Annotated in this window: 1 protein-coding gene and 1 pseudogene; both read right to left on the bottom strand. The window is 74.1% G+C overall.

Translation table 11 applies throughout. The features are described from left to right. Positions 1-12: 12 nt before the first annotated feature. Complete coding sequence (locus tag ACIGXM_RS08820; protein ID WP_396559141.1) at positions 13-14925, bottom strand: type I polyketide synthase; 14913 nt, start codon at positions 14923-14925, stop codon at positions 13-15. Between the two features lie 37 nt (positions 14926-14962). Beyond that, a pseudogene (locus tag ACIGXM_RS08815) lies at positions 14963-21484 on the bottom strand (type I polyketide synthase); the annotation flags it as partial. Positions 21485-21489: the final 5 nt, after the last annotated feature.

Below are 21489 nucleotides of genomic sequence, written 5' to 3'. Positions count from 1 at the left end.
ACTCGGGCCGTTTCAGAAATCGCGTTCGCCAAGGGCAAGTTCGACGAGGTTGTCGATGTCCATCGTCTCGATGGACTCCGCCGGGTCCGGGTCACCGGATGCCGGCGCCCGGTCGCCGGGCTCCGCCAGCCGCAGCAGGGCTTCCAGCAGCCCCGCCTCCCTGAGGCGGGTCAGCGGGATTGCGGCCAGGGCCTGCCGCACCTGCGCGTCCTGCTCACCACCGGCCGTGACGCCACCGGCGACCGCAGCGGTCTCCGGGAGGAGCTCGGACCGCAGGTGGTCGGTGAGCGCGCCGGGGGTGGGGTAGTCGAAGACCATCGTCGTCGGCAGCCGCAGCCCAGTCGCCGTGGCGATGCGGTTGCGCAGCTCGACCGCGGTGAGCGAGTCGAATCCGAGCTCCCGGAACGCCCGGTCGGGCTCGATCGCGGCGGCCCCGACGTAGCCGAGCACGGCCGCGGCCTCCGCCTGGACGACGTCGAGCAGCGCCTCGTGCTGGTCGGCCCGGGGCAGGCCCGCGAGGCGCCGGGTCAGCTCCGACGCCCCGGTGCCCGAGGCGTCATCGCCGTTGCGGGCCTCCGCCAGCGCCGCCCGGACCTCGGGCAGGTCGCCGAGCAGCGGGCTCACCCGGCCGATGGTGAAAGACGGCGCGAAGCGGGACCAGTCGACGTCCGCCACCACCACCGCGGTCTCGTCCCGGTCCAAGGCGTCCTGGAGCGCGGAGACGGCCAGCTCGGGCGCCAACTGCGGCAGGCCACGGCGGCGCAGGTGCTCCGCCGCGCCCTCCTCTGCCGCCATGCCGCCCTCGCCCCACGGGCCCCAGGCCACCGCGGTCGCGGCCAGGCCCCGGGCCCGACGCTGCTGCGCCAGGGAGTCCAGGAACGCGTTGCCCGCCGAGTAGGCGGCCTGGCTGCCACTGCCCCACACCCCGGAGACCGAGGAGAAGAGCACGAAGGCGTCCAACTCCCGTGCGCCGAGCAGCTCGTCGAGGTGCACGGCGCCCGCCACCTTGGCCGCCACCACGGTGGCCAACTCGGCCAGGCTCGTCTCCATGACGGTGGTGAACTGCGGCAGGCCGGCGGCGTGCACGACCGCGGTCAGCGGACGGTCCACCGGAAGGGAGTTCAACAGCCCTGCCAGCGCGGCGCGGTCGGCCACATCACACGCGGCGATGGTGACCTCGGCACCCAACGCCCGCAGCTCGTCGCGGAGTTCGTCCGCTCCATCGGCCGCCGCACCACGCCGGCTGGTCAACACCAGGTGCTCGGCGCCGTTGCGCGCCAACCAGCGTGCCGCGTGACCGCCGAGCGAGCCGGTGCCACCGGTGATCAGCACCGTGCCGCGCGGCCGCCACTCCCGCTCGGGGGTGCTCCGCGAGGCCCGGACCAGTCGGCGCACGAACACGCCCGAGCCGCGCACCGCCAGCTGGTCCTCGTCACCAGCGCCGCCGAGCACATCGACCAGACGGCCCAGGGCGCGCTCGTCCAGCGTCGCGGGCAGGTCCACCAACCCACCCCACCGCTGGGGCTGTTCGAGCGCGACCGCGCGGCCCAGGCCCCACACGAGCCCCTGCAACGGGTGCTCGACGGGGTTGGAACGGCCGACCGAGGCGCCGGCCCGGGTGGCACACCACAGCGGTGCGTCCAGTTCGATGTCCCCCAGCGCCTGTACCAGGGTCACGGTCGACGTCAGGCCGACGGGCAGCGCCTGGTGGATCGGATGCGCGCGCTCGTCCAGGGCCAGCAGGGAGAGCACTCCGACCGTCGGGGTGTCCTGCGGCAGGGTCTCGCGCAGCAGCTTGGCGAGCGCATCGCGATCGGTTCCGGCGTCGGTGACGGTGAGCGTCGACGGGTCGGCGCCCCGCTCCCGCAGAGCGCGTGCGCAGGCCTCCGCGACCTCGTCGTCCGCCGTGACGACCAGCCAGCTCCCGGTCAGGGGGCCGGACGGGAGGTCGGTCCACGGCTTCCAGGTGGCCTGGTAGCGCCAGCTGTCCACGGTGTTCCTCGTCCGGGTCTCGCGGCGCCAGGTCGAGAGCGCGGCGAACACCGAGTCGAGCGGGGCCTCGGCGCTGACGCCGAGGCGCTCGGCCAGCGCCCGTGGCTCCCCGTGCTCCACGGTGTCCCAGAACTCGGCCTCCGCCGCGTCGACCGGCAACGCCGCACCGGCCTGCGTCCTCGCATCCTCCAGCCAGTACCGCTGGTGCTGGAAGGCGTAGGTGGGCAGGTCGACGCGCCGGGCGCCGCCGCCCGCGAACACCGCGTCCCACTCCGGCGAGATGCCGTGCACGTGCAGTTGGGCGAGAGCGGTGGTGAGGGCCAGCTCCTCCGGACGGTCGGCGCGCAGCGCCGGGACGGTGACGGCATCGGAGTCGGCCAGCGTCTCCTGGGCCATCGCGGTCAGACCGCCGGGGCCGACCTCCAGGAACGCCGTCGCGCCCTCGGCTGCCAGCGTCTGGACCGTGTCGGCGAACCGGACGCTGTCACGGACGTGACGCACCCAGTACCCCGGGTCACCCAACTCGCCCTCGGCGACGAGCCGTCCGGTCAACGTGGAGACGATCGGCAGCGTCGGAGCACCGAAGGTGACACGCTCGGCCACCGCGCGGAACTCCGCCAGCATCGGCTCCATCAACGGCGAATGGAACGCGTGCGACACCGCCAACCGCTTCGTACGACGACCCTCAACCGCCAACCGCTCCGCAAGCTCCAGCACCGCCTCCTCGGCACCCGAAACCACCACCGACGACGGCCCGTTGACCGCCGCAACCCCCACCCGGTCCACCAGATCACCCAGCAGCGGCAACACCTCGTCCTCCGAGGCCTGCACCGCCACCATCACACCGCCACTCGGCAACTCCTGCATCAAACGCCCACGAGCGGCTACGAGTTGAGCAGCGTCCGCCAGTGAGAACACCCCCGCCACATGCGCGGCAGCCAACTCACCGACCGAATGCCCGGCCAGGAAGTCCGCCCGCACACCCCACGACTCGACGAGACGGAACAGCGCCACCTCCACCGCGAACAACGCGGGCTGAGTGAACTCCGTCCGGTTCAGCAGCTCGACATCCGCACCGAACACCACCTCACGCAACGGCCGTTCGAGATGAACGTCCAGATGCGCGCAGACCTCGTCGAAGGCGTCCGCGAACACCGGGAACGACGCGTACAACTCACCCCCCATCCCCAACCGCTGACTCCCCTGCCCCGAGAAGAGCAGCACCAGTCGGCCTCCGGAAGGAGCGGCGACCCCTCGTACCAGGCCGGCCGCCGTCTCACCCCGGCCCAGCGCGCCGAGCCCCGCGACCAGGTCGGCGCTGCCGCACCCCACGACGACGGCCCGGTGGTCCATGGCCGTACGGGAGACGGCCATGGAGAGGGCGAGGTCGGCCGGGGAGGCCGAGGAGCGGCCCTCGACGGCGGCCAGCAACCGGTGCGCCTGCTCGCGCAGGGCCGGCTCGTCCTTGGCGGAGAGCACCCAGGGCAGGTAGCGCTGCTGGTCCCCGTCGGCCGGGGTCACCGTGACGGCATCCTCCTGCGGGGCCTGCTCGATGATGGTGTGGGCGTTGGTGCCGCTGACGCCGAAGGAGGACACCGCGGCGCGGCGCGGGCGGTCGCCCGCCGGCCAGGCCACCGGCTCGGTCAGCAGCCGCACCGCGCCGGCCGACCAGTCGACGTGCGGGGTCGGCTCGTCCACGTGCAGCGTCCTGGGCAGTGCGCCGTGTCGGATCGCCAGCACCGTCTTGATCACGCTGGCGACGCCCGAGGCAGCCTGGGTGTGGCCGATGTTCGACTTGATCGACCCGAGCCACAGCGGCCGGTCCTCGGGGCGGTCCTGGCCGTAGGTCGCCAGCAGCGCCTGCGCCTCGATCGGGTCACCCAGCGCGGTGCCGGTCCCGTGCGCCTCCACCGCGTCCACCTCGGCGGGCGAGAGCCGGGCGTTGGCCAGCGCCTGCTGGATCACCCGCTGCTGGGCCGGCCCGTTCGGCGCCGTCAGACCGTTCGACGCGCCGTCCTGGTTCACCGCCGAACCCCGCACCACCGCCAGCACCGGGTGCCCGTTGCGGCGGGCGTCGGAGAGCCGCTCGACCAGCAGCATGCCGACGCCCTCGCCCCAGCCCGTGCCGTCCGCCGCGGCGGCGAAGGGCTTGCAGCGGCCGTCAGCGGCCAGCCCGCGCTGGCGACTGAACTCGACGAAGGCGTTCGGGCTGGCCATCACGGCCGCGCCGCCGACCAGGGCCAGCGAGCACTCGCCCTGCCGCAGCGCCTGGGTCGCCAGGTGCAGGGCGACCAGCGACGACGAGCAGGCCGTGTCCACGGTCACCGCCGGGCCCTCCAGCCCGAGCGAGTAGGCGATCCGACCCGACATGACGGAGGAGGAACTGCCGGTGAGCAGGTGCCCCTCCACGCCCTCCGGCAGCTCACGCAGCCCGGCGCCGTAGCCCTGGTAGCTGGAGCCGACGAAGACGCCGGTCAGGCTGCCGCGCACCGAGGCGGGGTCGAGCCGTGCCCGTTCCAGGGTCTCCCAAGCCACCTCCAGCAGGATGCGCTGCTGCGGGTCCATGGCGAGCGCCTCGCGCGGCGAGATGCCGAAGAACCGTGGGTCGAAGGAGCCCGCGTCGTGCAGGAAGCCGCCCTCGTTGACGTAGCTGGTGCCCGACTTCTCCGGATCCGGGTCGAACAGGGCCTCGGTGTCCCAGCCGCGGTCGGTTGGGAACTGGGACACCGCGTCCACCTCGTCCACGAGCAGCCGCCACAGCTCCTCGGGCGACCGCACACCGCCGGGGAAGCGGCAGCCCATCGCGACGATCGCGATCGGCTCGTCGGCCCCGGCTGCCGCCGTCGCCGCCACGGGGGCGCTGGCGCCCCGCTGTCCGGAGACCTCGGCGGCCAGGAAAGCGGCGAGGTCCGCCGCGTTGGGGTGGTCGAAGACCAGGGTGGTCGGCAGCCGCAGCCCGGTACCGACGTTCAGCCGGTTGCGCAGCTCGACGCCGGTGAGCGAGTCGAAGCCCAGGTCCTTGAACGCCCGGTCGGGGGCGACCGCTTCGGGACCCGGGTAGCCGAGTGCCCTGGCCACCTCGGTCCGGACCAGATCGAGCAGGACGCGGTCGCGCTCCGCGGTCGGCAGCGCGGCCAACTGCTCACCGAGGGAGGAGAGTCCGACCCCGGGCTGCGCCTGCGCGCCCCCGGCGGCGGACAGCGCCCGCCGCACCTCGGGCAGATCACCGAAGAGCGCGCTGGGGCGGGTGACGGTGAAGGCGGGGACGAAGCGCTCCCAGCTCACGTCGGCCACCACGACCGTCGTCTCGTCCTGGTCCAGGGCCTGCTGGAGGGCGGCGATCGCCGACTGCGGCGCCATGGCGGGCAGGCCACGGCGGCGCAGGTGCGCCTGTGCCTCCTCGCCGTCCACCATGCCGCCCTCGGCCCACGGGCCCCAGGCCACCGCGGTCGCGGTCAGGCCCCGGGCCCGACGCCGCTGCGCCAGGGAGTCCAGGAACGCGTTGGCGGCGGCGTAGCCGGCCTGACTGCCGCTGCCCCAGACGCCGGCGACGGACGAGAAGAGGACGAACGCGTCCAGCGGACGATCCCCCAGGAGCTCGTCCAGGTGCGTCGCGCCGGCCACCTTGGCGGACATCACCTCGGCCAGGTCCGCCAGGGTCGTCTGCGTCATGGGCGCGAACTGGGGCATCCCGGCGGCGTGCACGACGGCGGTCGGCTGGTCCTCCGCCGGCAGTTCCGCGAGCAGGCGGGCCACCGCGTCCCGGTCCGACACGTCGCAGGCCGCGATGGTCACGCGGACGCCCAACGCCTCGATCTCGGCGGCGATTTCGGCGGCCCCGGCGGCGGACCGGCCGCGTCGGCCGGTCAGCACCAGGTGCTCAGCGCCGTTGCGCGCGAGGTGCCGGGCCACCCGGGTACCCAGCGCGCCGAGGCCGCCGGTGATGAGCACCGTGCCCCGGGGCCGCCAGGCACGGCCCGCGACGGACGCGCCGACGGACGCGCGGGCGAGCCGGCGGACGAAGGTGCCGGAGGAGCGGACCGCGATCTGGTCCTCGCCGCTCGCACCGGCCAGCACTGCGGCCAGCCGGCGGGCCGAGCGCTCGTCCAGCGTGTCCGGGAGGTCGACCAGACCGCCCCAGCGCTGCGGGTACTCCAACGCGACCGAGCGTCCCAGGCCCCAGATCGTACCCTGGGCCGGGCTCTCCGCGCCGTCCGACCGACCGACCGCGACCGCGCCGCGCGTGGCGCACCACAGTGGCGCGTCCACTCCGGCGTCGCCCAGGGCCTGGACCAGCAGGGTGGTCAGCGCCAGCCCCACGGGCAGCGCCGCGTACTCCGGGTGTCGGTCCTCGCCGAGGGCCAGCAGCGACAGCACACCGGCGGGCGGCGCCTCGGCGTCGACCGCGTCGACCGACTCGGCCAGGCGCCGGGCCAGCGCCGGACGGTCGTCGTCGGCCCGAGCAGCCACCTCGACGACGTCGGCGCCGTGCGCGGCCAAAGCCGCCCGCACCGCCGCCGCTGTCGGGTGGTCCTCCTGGCCGGCCGGAACCACGAGCAGCCAGCTGCCGGCCAGCTCGGCCTCGCCACGTGCGGCCAGTGGCTTCCACAGGACCCGGTAGCGCCAGCCGTCCACGACCGAGTGTTCGCGCCGCCGGCGACGCCAGGTGGAGAGCGCCGGGAGCACCGAACTGAGCGGGGCCTCCCCGTCCACCTCCAACTGCTCGGACAGTGAGGCCAGATCCGCACGCTCGACGAACTCCCAGAAGCCCGCCTCCACCGGGTCCCCGGCGACGCTCTCGCCTGCCTCCGGCGCGGACGCCTTCAGCCAGTACGACTCGCGCTGGAAGGCGTAGGTGGGCAGGTCGACGCGCCGGGCACCACGACCCGCGAACACCACCTCCCAGTCGAGGGCGACACCGTGCGCGTGCAGCTGGGCGAGAGCGGTGGTGAAGGCCAACTCCTCGGCGCGGTCGGCACGCAGGGCCGGAACGGTGACGGCACCGGAGTCGGCCAGCGTCTCCTGGGCCATCGCGGTCAGACCACCGGGGCCGACCTCCAGGAACGCCGTCACGCCCTCGGCCGCCAACGCCTGCACCGCGTCGGCGAACCGGACCGTGTGGCGAACATGACGCACCCAGTACTCCGGATCACCCAACTCGCCCTCGGCGACCGGCCGTCCGGTCAACGTGGAGACGATCGGCAGCGTCGGAACGCCGAAGGTGACACGCTCGACCACCGCACGGAACTCCGCCAGCATCGGCTCCATCAACGGCGAATGGAACGCGTGCGACACCGCCAACCGCTTCGTACGACGACCCTCGGCCGCCAACCGCCCCGCAAGCTCCAGCACCGCGTCCTCGGCACCCGAAAGCACCACCGACGACGGCCCGTTGACCGCCGCAACCCCCACCCGGTCCACCAGATCACCCAGCAGCGGCAGCACCTCGTCCTCCGAGGCCTGCACCGCCACCATCACCCCACCCGACGGCAACCCCTGCATCAACCGCCCACGAGCCACCACGAGTTCAGCGGCGTCCGCCAGCGAGAACACCCCCGCCACATGCGCGGCAGCCAACTCACCGACCGAATGCCCAGCCAGGAAGCCCGCCCGCACACCCCACGACTCCACGAGACGGAACAACGCCACCTCCACCGCGAACAACGCGGGCTGAGTGAACTCCGTCCGGTTCAGCAGCTCGGCATCCGCACCGAACACCACCTCACGCAACGACCGCCCAAGGTGAACGTCCACCGCAGCACACACCGCATCGAAGGCAACCGCGAACACCGGGAACGACGCATACAACTCACCCCCCATCCCCAACCGCTGACTCCCCTGCCCCGAGAACAGCAGCGCGACCTTGGTGTCCGCGACCGCGACACCCTCCACCGTGCTGTTCAGCGCCTCGCCGCTGGCCAACGCGCCCAGTCCGGTGAGCAGTTCGTCCCGGTCCGTGCCGATGACGGCAGCGCGGTGATGCAGGACGGCCCGCGAGGTGGCCAGCGAGTAGGCCACGTCGGCCACCAGCAGGTCGTCACGGTCCTGCGCGTACGAGAGAAGCCGCGCGGCCTGGTCCCGCAGGGCTCGCGGGTCCTTCGCGGAGAGCACCCACGGCACGGCGCCGGGCGCCGACGCGGTCGGCTGCGGCACGTCCGTCGGCTCGTGCATCGGCTCGTGCGTCGGCTGTGCGGGAGCCTGTTCGATGATGACGTGCGCGTTGGTGCCGCTCACGCCGAAGGACGACACGCCGGCCCGGCGCGCATGCGCCTCGTCCGGCCAGGCCACCGGCTCGGTCAGCAACCGCACCGCGCCCGCGGACCAGTCCACGTGCGGGGACGGCTCGTCCACGTGCAGGGTCCGCGGCAGAACCCCGTGCCGCATCGCCATCACCATCTTGATGACGCCCGCCACGCCCGCCGCGGCCTGGGTGTGCCCGATGTTGGACTTGACCGTCCCGAGCCACAGCGGGCTGCCCTCGGAGCGCCCCGGCCCATAGGCGTTGAGCAGGGCCTGCGCCTCGATCGGGTCACCCAGCGTGGTGCCCGTGCCATGTGCTTCCACCACGTCGACGTCAGTCGCGGACAGCCCCGCACCCGCCAGAGCCTGCCGGATCACCCGCTGCTGTGCGGGTCCGTTGGGCGCCGTCAGACCGTTGGAGGCGCCGTCCTGGTTCACGGCCGAGCCGCGCACCACCGCCAGCACCGGGTGCCCGTTACGGCGGGCGTCCGACAACCGCTCGACGAGCAGCATGCCGACGCCCTCCGAGAGGCCGGTGCCGTCGGCCGAGGCCGCGAAGGCCCGGCAGCGCCCGTCCTCGGAGAGGCCGCGCTGGCGACTGAAGGCGATGAGCGCCCCGGGAGTGGACATCACGGTGACACCGCCGGCCAGCGCGAGCGAACACTCGCCCGAGCGCAGCGCCTGCGCCGCCAGGTGCAGCGCGACCAGCGAGGAGGAGCACGCCGTGTCCACCGTCACCGCCGGCCCCTCCAGGCCGAAGGTGTAGGCGAGGCGGCCGGAGACGACCGCCGCGGAGTTTCCGGTGAGCAGGTGTCCTTCCAGGCCCTCGGCGTCCTGCCGGCGCAGGCCGGCGGCGTAGTCCTGGCCGTTCGTACCGGTGAAGACGCCGGTCCGACTGCCGCGCAGGGCGGCCGGGTCGATGCCGGCCCGCTCGAACGCCTCCCAGGTGGTCTCGAGGAGCAGCCGCTGCTGCGGGTCCATGGTGAGTGCCTCACGCGGCGAGATCCCGAAGAACTCCGGGTCGAACTCGTCCGCGTCGTGCAGGAATCCGCCCTCGCGGGTGTAACAGCGGCCCGGCGCGTCGGGGTCGGCGTCGTAGAGCCGCTCGAGGTCCCAGCCGCGGTTCGTCGGGAGGCCGGTGATCGCGTCGGCGCCGTCGGCCACCAGGCTCCACAGCTCCTCGGGCGAACGCACCTCGCCCGGGAAGCGGCAGCTCATCGCGACGATCGCGATCGGCTCGGCGTGGTCGGCCGGGTGGCCGGCGTGCGCCGGGGCGGCGGTGACCAGGGTCTCCTGCCCGCCGCCGGCGACCTCCTCCAGCAGGTAGCCGGCCAGGGCCGCGGGGGTCGGGTGGTCGAAGACGGCGGTGACCGGCAACCGGACGCCGGTCGCGGCGCCGAGGCGGTTGCGCAGTTCCATCGCCGCGAGGGAGTCGAAGCCCAGTTCGCGGAAGGCCCGCCCGGGGTCGATGACCTCGGCGGCGGTGTGCCCCAGGACGGCCGCCGCCTGGGTGCGGACCAGCTTGACCAGCGCCTCCCGGCGGTCGGCCGCCGAGAGCGCGGCCAACCGCCGCAGCTCGGCGGAGACTTCGCCGGCCGCCGCCTCCGCGGCGCGCCGCACCGGGGTCCTGATCAGGCCGCGCAGCAGGGCGGGCACGGTGCCGCCGGCTGCCTGGGCGCGCATCGCCGCGAGGTCCAGCCGGACGGGCGCGAGGGCCGCGTCGTCCAGGGCGCGGGCGACGTCGAGGAGCTGGAGCCCCTCCTCGGCCGAGAGCGGCACCAGGCCGGCGCGAGCCATCCGCTGGAGGTCGCCGGCCTCCAACCGGGTCTGCGCGCCGCGCTCCTCCCACACGCCCCAGGCCAGCGAGGAAGCCACCAGCCCCTGGGCCGCGCGGTGGCAGGCCAGGGCGTCCAGGAACGCGTTCCCCGCCGCGTAGGCGCCCTGCCCTGCGCCACCGAGCGTGCCGGCGAAGGAGGAGAACAGGACGAACGCGGCCAGGTCCAGGTGCCGGGTCAGTTCGTGCAGGTTGAGCGCCGCGTCGACCTTGGGGCGCAGCACCCGGTCGAGCTCCTCGGCGGTCAGCGAGTCGACCAGGCCACCGGCGACCACGGCGGCCGCGTGGATGACGGCGGTCAGCGGCCGGTCCTCGGGGATGCCCGCCAGCAGCTCGGCCAACGCGCCGCGGTCGGCCGCGTCGCAGGCGGCGACGGTGACGGACGCGCCGAGGGCCGACAGCTCCTCGCACAGTTCGGCGGCGCCCTCGGCGGCGAGCCCCCGGCGGCTGGTCAGCACGAGGTGCCGGATGCCGTGCGTGGTGATGAGGTGTTCGGCGACCAGCTTGCCCAGAGCTCCGGTGCCGCCCGTGATCAGGGCGGTGCCGTTCGGGTCGAGCGCGGGGCCGTCGAGCGGGGCGGCGACGTCCTCGGCGGTGTCCGGCGCGGCCCGCAGCGGCACGCGCGCCAGCCGCGCGACGGACACCGCCCCGGCGTGCAGGGCGAGTTGTGGCTCGCCGGTGGCGATGGCGGCGGGCAGCAGACGGTAGGAGTCGGGGTGGTCGTCGATGTCCGCCAGGACCAGCCGGTCGGCGTTCTCGGACTGCGCGGAGCGGACCAGGCCCCAGACCGGCGCGTGCTCCAGGCCCGGAGCGTCCGCCCCGGGCCGGGTGGCCACCGCGCCGCTGGTCAGCAGCACCAGTCGGGACGGGGTGAACCTCTCCTCGGCGAGCCAGGCGCGCACCAGCGCGAGGCTGTCGCGCGCGGCGGTCCGGACGGACTGTGCGGCGGTCTCGCCGGCGAGACCGGCGAGACCGGCGGGGACGGCGGGGAGTACGGCCACCACCACCCCGGGCAGCGGCGCACCCGTTGAGACGGCCTCGGCCAGCGCGGCCAGGTCGGGGTAGCAGGCCGGCCGCTGGACGCCGGCGCGCAGCGCGCGCACGGCCGCCGAGGCGTCGTCACCGAGCACGGCCCACGGCCCGCTCGGCGCGGCGGCCACCACGGGCAGCGCCGTCCAGTCCACCCGGTAGAGCGCGTCGTGGTGACCGCCGTGGGCGAAGCGCAGTTGCTCCTCGCTCACCGTGCGGAAGGAGAGCCTGCCCACGGTGGCCACCGCCCGACCCGTGCCGTCCGCGGCGGTCACCGACACGGCGTCGGCACCGGTGGGCGCCAGGCGCACGCGCAGTTCGGCGGCGCCGGTGGCGTGCAGGCGCACGTCCTCCCAGGAGAACGCCAGCCGCCCGGTGCCCATGTCGCCGAGCGGCCCGAGGCCCACGGCGTGCAGCGCCGCGTCCAGCAACGCCGGGTGCAGACCGAACCTGCCCGCCTCCGGCCGCACCTCGGCGGGCAACGCCACGGTGGCGAAGACCTCCTCGCCGCGCCGCCAGGCGGCCCGCAGCCCCTGGAAGACCGGGCCGTAGTCGAAGGACCGCTCGGCGAGCCGTGGGTAGAAGTCGGTGAGGTCGATCGCGGTCGCGTCGGCGGGCGGCCAGGCGGTGAGGTCCTCGCCCGGCGCGGCGGGGTTCGCGCTCAGCACTCCGGTGCCGTGACAGGCCCAGTTCTCGTCCGCGGCCGCGTCCTCGGGCCGCGAGTACAGGCCGAAGGAGCGTCGGCCGCTCCCGTCCGGGTGGCTGACCGTGACCTGCACCACCACACCACCGTGGTCGGGGAACAACAGCGGTGCCTGGAGGGTCAGTTCCTCCAGCAGGCCGCAGCCGACCTGGTCGCCGGCCCGGATCGCGAGCTCGACGAACGCCGTGCCCGGGAGCAGCACCGTGCCCAGTACGACGTGGTCGGCGAGCCACGGGTGGGTCCGCGCGGACAGCCGGCCGGTGAGCAGCAGGCCGTCCGAGTCGGCCAGGGTGACGACGGCGCCCAGCAACGGGTGGTCGGCCGAGCCCAGCCCGAGGCCGGCGGCGTCGCCACTGGCGTGCGGGGCGTCCAGCCAGAACCGCTGGTGCCGGAAGGCGTAGGTCGGCAGCGGGACCGTACGGGCGCCCGTGCCGGCGAAGGCCGCCGGCCAGTCGACACCGACGCCGTGCGCGTGGGCCTCGGCGACCGAGCGCAGCACGCGGGCCGGCCCGCCCTCGCCCCGGCGCAGGGTGCCCAGGGCCACGGCGTCGCTCTCCAGGGCGTCGACGGTCTCCTGCATGCCGATCGTCAGGACCGGGTGGGCGCTGACCTCGATCAGCGCGCCGTGACCGTGCTCCACCAGCGAGCGGGTGACCTGTTCGAACCGCACGGTCTGGCGCAGGCTGCGGTACCAGTACTCGGCGTCCAGCCCGGCGGTGTCCAGCACCTGGCCGGTCACGGTGGAGTAGAACGGCACGTCGCAGGAGCGCGGCGCGATGTCCGCCAGGTCGGCCAGCACCCGCTCGCGCACCGACTCGACCTGCGCCGAGTGCGAGGCGTAGTCGACGGCGATCATCCGGGCCCGGACGTCGTCGGCCAGCAGGCTCTCGCGCAGCTCGGCCAGCGCCTCCGGGTCACCGGAGAGCACGATCGACGACGGACTGTTGACCGCGGCCACCGAGAGCCGCTCGCCCCACGGCTCCAGACGCGGGGTCAAGCGCTCCAGCGGCAGGCCGACCGACATCATGCCGCCCCGGCCGGCCAGCGCGACCAGCGCCTGGCTGCGCAGCGCCACCACCTTCGCGGCGTCCCCCAGGGAGAGCGCGCCCACCACGCAGGCGGCCGCGATCTCGCCCTGGCTGTGCCCGGCCACCGCCTCCGGGCGCACCCCGAACGAACTCCACAGCTCGGCCAGGGACACCATCACCGCGAACAGCACCGGCTGCACGACATCCACCCGGTCCAGCCCGGGGGCGCCTTCCCGGCCGCGCAGCACGGCCGTCAGCGACCAGTCCACGTGAGGCGCGAGGGCGTCCTCGCACTGGCGGATCCGCTCGCGGAACACCGCGGAGCCGTCGAGCAGTTCCACGGCCATGCCGGCCCACTGCGAGCCCTGGCCCGGGAAGACCAGGGCGACCTGGCGGACGTCCTCGGCGACGCCGCGCACCAGGGTCGGCTCGGGCTCGCCGGCGGCCAGCGCGGCCAAGGCCTCGTCAAGACCGGCCCGGTCCTCGGCGAGCAGCACGGCTCGGTGCTCGAACGCCGAGCGGGAGGTGGCCAGGGAGAAGGCGACGTCGGTGGCGTCGAGCGCCGGGTCGGCGGCGAGGTGCGCGCGCAGACGCTCGGCCTGCGCCACCAGGGCGTCCTGGTCCTTGCCGGACAGGGCCCAGGGGATCAGCGGCAGCGCGGCCGGCGGGCCGACCTGCCCGGTGTCCCCGGCGTTCGCTTCCGCCGCCGGCTCCGGCTGCTCGATGACGACGTGCGCGTTGGTGCCACTGACGCCGAAGGCCGACACGCCGGCGCGCCGGGGCGCGCCCGTCTCGGGCCAGGCGGTCGCCTCGGTCACCAGCGACACCGCGCCGGCCGACCAGTCCACGTGCGGCGAGGGCGCCGTCACGTGCAGCGTCGGTGGCAGCACCCCGTGCCGGATCGCCTGCACCATCTTGATCACACCGGCGACCCCGGCCGCGGCCTGGGTGTGGCCGATGTTCGACTTGATCGACCCGAGCCACAGCGGCCGGTCCTCGGGGCGGTCCTGCCCGTAGGTCGCCAGCAGCGCCTGCGCCTCGATCGGGTCACCCAGCGCGGTCCCGGTCCCGTGCGCCTCCACCACGTCCACCTCGGCGGGCGAGAGCCGGGCGTTGGCCAGCGCCTGCTGGATCACCCGCTGCTGGGCCGGCCCGTTCGGCGCCGTCAGACCGTTCGACGCACCGTCCTGGTTCACCGCCGAACCCCGCACCACCGCCAGCACCGGGTGCCCGTTGCGGCGGGCGTCGGAGAGCCGCTCGACCAGCAGCACGCCGACGCCCTCGCCCCAGCCCGTGCCGTCCGCCGCGGCGGAGAACGCCCGGCACCGGCCGTCGGGCGACAGACCCCGCTGGCGGCTGAACTCGGTGAACGTCGTCGGGCCCGCCATCACGGTGACGCCGCCGGCCAGCGCCAGCGAGCACTCACCCTGGCGCAGCGCCTGGACGGCGAGGTGCAGTGCGACCAACGAGGACGAACACGCGGTGTCGATCGTCACCGCCGGGCCCTCCAGGCCAAGCGTGTAGGCGATCCGGCCGGAGACGACGCTGCCGGAGTTGCCGGTGCTCACGTAGCCCTCGATGCCCTCGGGCATCCGCGGCAGCCGGGAGACGTAGTCGTGGTACATGACGCCGGCGAAGACACCGGTGTCGCTGCCGCGCAACGAGCGCGGGTCGATCGCGGCCCGCTCCACCGCCTCCCAGGAGGCCTCCAGCAGGAGCCGCTGCTGCGGGTCCATGGCCAGCGCCTCACGCGGGCCGATGCCGAAGAAGGCCGGGTCGAACTCGCCCGCGTCGTGGAGGAATCCGCCCTCGCGGGTGTAGGTCGTGCCGGGGTTCTCGGGGTCCGGGTGGTACAGCGCCTCCAGGTCCCAGCCGCGGTCGGTCGGGAACCCGGAGATCGCGTCGCCGCCGTCCGCGACCAGGTTCCACAGGTCCTCCGGCGACCGCACCCCGCCGGGGTAGCGGCAGCTCATCGCCACGATCGCGATCGGCTCGTGGTTCCTGCCCTCCACCTCCCGCAGCCGCTGGCGCGCGTGGCGCAGGTCGACAGTGGCACGCTTGAGGTAGTCCCGGAGCTTGTTCTCGTCAGTCATCTGAATTCTGTTCCTCAACGCCAAGGGGGTTCGTGCCTGTCGATCAGGTGCCGAGCTCGTTGTCCAGCAACTCGAAGAGTTCTTCGTCGGTGGCCGACTCGACCGAGGTGCCCGGGTCGGTGGCGCGGTGTTCGTCCTCCGCCTCGTTCCACTTCGACAGCAGGACCTCCAGGCGCATGGTGACCGTGCTGCGCATGCCCCGGTCCTGTGGGGAGGCGGCCAGCGCGGCTTCGAGCCGGTCGATCTCCGCGAGCAGGGACGGCGGCGCCGCCTCTCCCCCGGCCGGCATCGAGGCGCCGAGGTGGTCGGCGAGGGCCGCCGGCGTCGGGTAGTCGAACAGCAGGCTGGCCGGCAGACGCAGCCCGGTGACGGCGCCCAGGCGGTTGCGCAGTTCGACGGCCGTGAGCGAGTCGAAGCCGAGCTCGCGGAAGGCCTGCGTGCCACCGACCGCCTCGGCCGAGGCGTGGCCCAGGACAGCGGCGACCTCGCCGCGGACGGTGGTCAGCAGGACCCGCCGGCGCTTCTCCGGCGACGCTCCGGCCAGTTGCTCCGCCAGCGGGGTGGCGGTCGCCCGGGCCGGCTGCCGGGCCGGGGCCCGCACCAGACCGCGCAGGAGGGCAGGCAGGGGCTGGGTCTCCGCACGGGCCCGCAGGGCCGCGAGGTTCAGCCGGACCGGGACGAGCACGCCCGGGGCACCGGTGGTGGCCTCCGCGCCCGGCGTGGCCGCCGCGCAGGCCGCGTCGAAGAGGGCCAGTCCCTCCTCCACCGACAACGGGGTCACCCCGCCCCGGGCCATCCGCCCGAGCACCTCGGCGTCCAGCTCGCCCAGCATGCCCTCGGCACTGGCCCACGGCCCCCAGGCGAGCGAGGCGCCCGCCAGGCCCCGGACGCGGCGCCGCTCCGCCAGTGCGTCCAAGTAGGCGTTGGCGGCGGCATAGTTGGCCTGCCCGGCGGTGCCGAGGGTGCCGGCCAGCGAGGAGAACAGGACGAACGCCGCGAGGTCGAAGCGCTGGGTCAGCTCGTGCAGTTGGAAGGCCGCGTCCACCTTCGGGCGGAACACCCGGTCCAGGCGCTCCGGCGTCAACGAGTCGACCAGCGCGTCGTCCAGGACACCGGCGGCGTGCACCACGGCCGTCAGCGGGTGCTCGGCCGGCACCGCGTCGAGCAGCGCGGCGAGCGCGTCGCGGTCGGCCGCGTCGCAGGCCGCCGTCGTCACCCGGGCGCCCAGCGCGGCCAGTTCGGCCTCGAACTCGCTCGCGCCGTCGGCGGCCGGCCCACGGCGGCTGGTCAGCAGCAGGTGCCGCACCCCGTGGACGGACACCAGGTGCCGCGCCACCAGCCGGCCCAGCGCGCCGGTCGCTCCGGTCACCAGGACGGTGCCCGCCGGGTCCAGCCCCGGCACCGCCGGGGCGGCGGCCGCCGCGGCACGCGCCAGCCGTGGCACGAACGCCCGCCCGCCACGCAGCGCCAGCTGCGGTTCACCGGCGACCGCGGCGGCCGGCAAGGCCGCCGCCAGGGCGCGTGCGGAGTCCTCGTGGTCGTCCAGGTCGACCAGGACGAACCGGCCCGGGTGCTCCGTCTGGGCGGAGCGGAGCAGGCCCCAGACCGCGGCCTGCGCCGGATCCGGCTGCGCCGCACCCGCGCCGTCGACCAGGCCGTCGACCGCGATGGCGCCGCGTGTCACCATCACCAGCCGGGCGGACTCGGTACCGGGGTGCACCAGCCACTCGCGCAGCAGGGCGAGGGCGTGCCCGGTCGCGGTACGGGCCGCTTCCGGCGTGCCCGCCGCTTCGGTGGACGGCCGCGGCGCGAACGCCAACACGGTGTCGGGGACGCCCGACCCGGCGAGCAGGTCGGACAGGTCGGTGTGGATCTCCGGGGTGAGGCCGGCAGCGGTCAGGGCCTCCGCCGGCCCGGCGTCCGTGCCACCCAGCAGCGCCCACTGCCGCGGTTCGGCATCGGCGGCGGTGTTGCCGATCGGCAGGGGCGTCCAGGTGACCCGGTAGAGCGAGTCGGGCCGCGCACCGCGAGCAGCGGCCAACTGCTCGGCCGAGACGGGACGCAGGACGAGCGAGTCGACCGAGGCCACGGGGCGGCCGGTGCCGTCCGCGACCAGCAGGGACACCGCGTCCGCGCCGGCCGGGGCCAGGCGGACCCGCAGGGCGCCCGCGCCGAGCGCGTACCGGCGCACGCCGCTCCAGGAGAACGGAACCCGTGCCTGACCGGTGTCGGGCAGCAGCCCGCCCAAGCCGACCGCGTGCAGCGCCGCGTCCAGCAGGGCCGGATGCACGCCGAACCCACCGACGTCCGTGCCCTCCGGCAACGCGACCTCGGCGAACAGGGCGTCACCCTCGCGCCAAGCGGCCCGCAGGCCCCGGAACACCCGGCCGTAGTCCAGGCCGAGGCCGGCCATCCGCTGGTACAGCGCTTCGGCGTCCACCGCACTCGCCCCCGCCGGGGGCCACTCGGAGAGCTCGAACTCCGCGCCCGGGCCGGCCCCGAGCACACCCGCGGCATGGCTGGTCCACGGCTCGTCCGCCGCGTCGCCGCCCTCGCGGCGCGAGTAGATCGTCAGCGCGCGGCGGCCACTGCCGTCGGCGGGCGCCACGACGACCTGGAGCTGGACGCCGGCCTGCTCGGGCAGGACGAGCGGTGCCTGGATGGTCAGCTCCTCGACGCACTCGCAGCCCACCTCCTCGGCGGCCCGCAGCGCGAGGTCCACCAGGGCGGTTCCGGGCAGCAGCACCGTGCCCATCACCGCGTGATCGGCCAGCCAGGGGTGCGTGTTGAGAGCCAGGCGACCGGTGAGCAGGACGCCCTCACCGCCGGCCAGCGTGACCGCGGCGCCCAGCAGGGAGTGGTCCGCCGCCGTCAGGCCCGCCGAGGCGACATCGCTGGTCGGCCGGGTCGACTCCAGCCAGTAGCGGCGGCGCTGGAAGGGGTACGTGGGGAGTTCGACACGCCGGGCGCCGGTGTCCGCGAAGACCATGTCCCAGTCGAGGTGAACGCCGTGTACGTGCAGCTGGGCGAGCGCGGTGGTGAACGCCACGTCCTCCGGACGGTCGGCACGCAGGACTGGAACGGTGACGGAACCGGAGTCGGCCAGCGTCTCCTGGGCCATCGCGGTCAGACCACCGGGGCCGACCTCCAGGAACGCCGTCACGCCCTCGGCCGCCAACGCCTGCACCGCGTCGGCGAACCGGACCGTGTGGCGAACATGACGCACCCAGTACTCAGGGTCACCCAACTCGCCCTCGGCGACGAGCCGTCCGGTCAACGTGGAGACGATCGGCAGCGTCGGAGCACCGAAGGTGACACGCTCGACCACCGCACGGAACTCCGCCAGCATCGGCTCCATCAACGGCGAATGGAACGCGTGCGACACCGCCAACCGCTTCGTACGACGACCCTCGCCCGCCAACCGCCCCGCAAGCTCCAGCACCGCGTCCTCGGCACCCGAAAGCACCACCGACGACGGCCCGTTGACCGCCGCAACCCCCACCCGGTCCACCAGATCACCCAGCAGCGGCAACACCTCGTCCTCCGAGGCCTGCACCGCCACCATCACACCACCCGACGGCAACACCTGCATCAACCGCCCACGAGCAACGACAAGTTCAGCGGCGTCCGCCAGCGAGAACACCCCCGCCACATGAGCGGCAGCCAACTCACCGACCGAATGCCCAGCCAGGAAATCCGCCCGCACACCCCACGACTCCACCAACCGGAACAGCGCCACCTCCACCGCGAACAACGCGGGCTGAGTGAACTCCGTCCGCTCCAACAGCCCGGCATCCGCACCGAACACCACCTCACGCAACGACCGCCCAAGGTGAACGTCCACCGCAGCACACACCGCATCGAAGGCAACCGCGAACACCGGGAACAACGCATACAACTCACGCCCCATCCCCAACCGCTGACTCCCCTGCCCCGAGAACAGCAGGGCCACCCTGACACCCGGCGCCGCGAGGCCGCGGACGACCGAGCCGGACGGCTCGCCGTTCACCAGCGCGCGCAGGCCTTCCAGCGCCCCGGCCATGTCGGGAGCGACCACGGCCGCACGGTGCTCCAGCGCGGCCCTGGACGTGGCCAGCGAGTACGCCACATCGGCCGCCACCAGGTCGTCACGCCCCTGCGCGGACGAGAGAAGCCGCGCGGCCTGGTCCCGCAGGGCCTCGGCCCCCTTGGCTGACAGCACCCAGGGGGTCACGATCCGGCTGGACCGCTCCGGTTCACGGCGGGCGGGTGGCGCGGCCGGCGCCTGCTCGACGATGACGTGCGCGTTGGTCCCGCTGAACCCGAACGAGGAGACGCCGGCCCGACGCGGATGCCCGTTCTCCGCCCACGCGACGGGCTCGGTCAGCAGCCGCACCGCGCCGGTGGACCAGTCGACGTGCGGGGACGGCTGCTCCGCGTGCAAGGTCCTGGGCAGCACGCCGTGTTGGAGAGCCTGCACCATCTTGATGACGCCGCCCACCCCGGCCGCAGCCTGGGTATGCCCGATGTTCGACTTCAACGAGCCCAACCACAACGGCCGGTCCTCGGGACGGCCCTGCCCGTACGTCGCCAGCAGCGCCTGCGCCTCGATCGGGTCACCCAGCGTGGTACCCGTGCCGTGCGCCTCCACCACGTCCACGTCCGCCGGGGAGAGCCCCGCACTCGCCAACGCCTGCTGGATCACCCGCTGTTGGGCGGGGCCGTTCGGCGCCGTCAGACCGTTCGAAGCACCGTCCTGGTTCACCGCCGAACCCCGCACCACCGCCAGCACCGGGTGCCCGTTGCGCTGCGCGTCCGAGAGCCGCTCCACCAGCAGCATGCCCGCGCCCTCGGCCCACCCGGTCCCGTCCGCCGCGGCGCCGAACGCCTTGCAGCGACCGTCGGCCGCCAGCCCACGCTGCCGGCTGAACTCCACGAACGCCCCTGGCCCAGCCATCACGGTCACACCACCGGCGAGGGCGAGCGTGCACTCGCCCTGCCGCAGCGCCTGCACCGCCAGGTGCAACGCGACCAGCGAGGAGGAGCACGCCGTGTCCACCGTCACCGCCGGCCCCTCCAGACCGAAGGAGTAGGACAGTCGGCCCGAGATGACGCTCCCCGAGTTACCCGTGCCGAGAAAGCCCGCCACGTCCTCGGGGACCGTCCGCAGCGAGGAGGCGTAGTCGTGGTACATCACACCCGCGAACACCCCGGTCCGCGAACCCTTCACCGAGGTCGGATCGATCCCCGCCCGCTCGAACACCTCCCACGAGGTCTCCAGCAGCAACCGCTGCTGCGGGTCCATCGCCAACGCCTCACGCGGCGAGATCCCGAAGAACGCCGCGTCGAAGTCGCCGGCGTCGTGCAGAAATCCACCCTCGCGGGTGTGACTGCTGCCCGCCTTGTCAGGAGTGTCGGCGGAGAGCAGGTCGAGGTCCCAGCCACGGTCGACGGGGAACTCGGAGATGGCGTCCGTGCCCGAGGTGAGCAGTTGCCACAGCTCCTCCGGCGAGCGCACCCCGCCGGGGTAGCGGCAGCTCATCGCCACGATCGCGATCGGCTCGTCGCTCCGGTCCGAGGCAATCACGGCAGCGGAAGCGGTGCGCGGTAGGTCGACCAGCTGATCACGCAGGTGGCCGGCCAGCGCCAGGGGCGTCGGGTAGTCGAACACCAGGCTGGCGGGCAGCCGCACGCCGGTGGCAGTGCCGAGCCGGTTGCGAAGCTCCACGGCGGTCAGCGAGTCGAGTCCCAACTCCCGGAACGCCTGCCCCGGTTGGATCGAATCAGCACGGCCGTGACCCAGGATCGCGGCAGCGTGGGTACGAACCAGACCCACCAGCAGCTCATGCTGCTGGGGCTCCGGGAGGCCGGCCAGCTGCTGCGCCAGCGCCGACGACGCGCCGGGCTGCGCGACCGCCGTCGCGACGGCACGACGCGCCGACGCGGGCACCAGGTTCCGCAGCAGCGGCGGCAGTGCGCCGGAGCGGGCCGACCCCCGCAGGACCCGCGCATCCCACCGCGTCGGCACCAGCACCGGCTCGGTGGAGCGGATGGCGGCATCGAAGAGCGCCAGGCCGTCCGCGGACTCGAGCGCGACCATCCCGGAACGGGAGATCCTGCGCCGATCCGCCTCACTCAACCCACCACTCAGACCGCTACTCTCCGCCCACAAACCCCAGGCCAACGACACCCCCGGCAACCCCACCGCCCGACGCCGCTCCACAAGCGCGTCCAAGAAGGCATTCGCCGCCGCATAGTTGCCCTGCCCCGCACTACCCAACACACCAGCCGCAGAAGAGAACACCACAAACGCCGACAACCCCAAATCCCGCGTCAACTCATCCAAATACAACGCCGCATCAACCTTCGGACGAAACACCCGATCAACACGCTCCGGCGTCAACGACTCAACCACCACGTCATCGACAACACCCGCCACATGCACCACACCCGTCAACGGACACCCCACCGGCACACCCGCCAACAACGCCGCCAGCGCATCACGATCCGCCACATCACACGCAACCGTCACAACCTCAGCCCCCAAAGCGGCAAGCTCAGCCTCAAACTCCCCCGCACCCACCGCACCCA

Origin of the sequence: Kitasatospora sp. NPDC052896, from assembly GCF_044547075.1 — a bacterium.
Classification (GTDB): Bacteria; Actinomycetota; Actinomycetes; order Streptomycetales; family Streptomycetaceae; genus Kitasatospora.
This window is presented reverse-complemented; position numbering and strand designations above follow the sequence as displayed.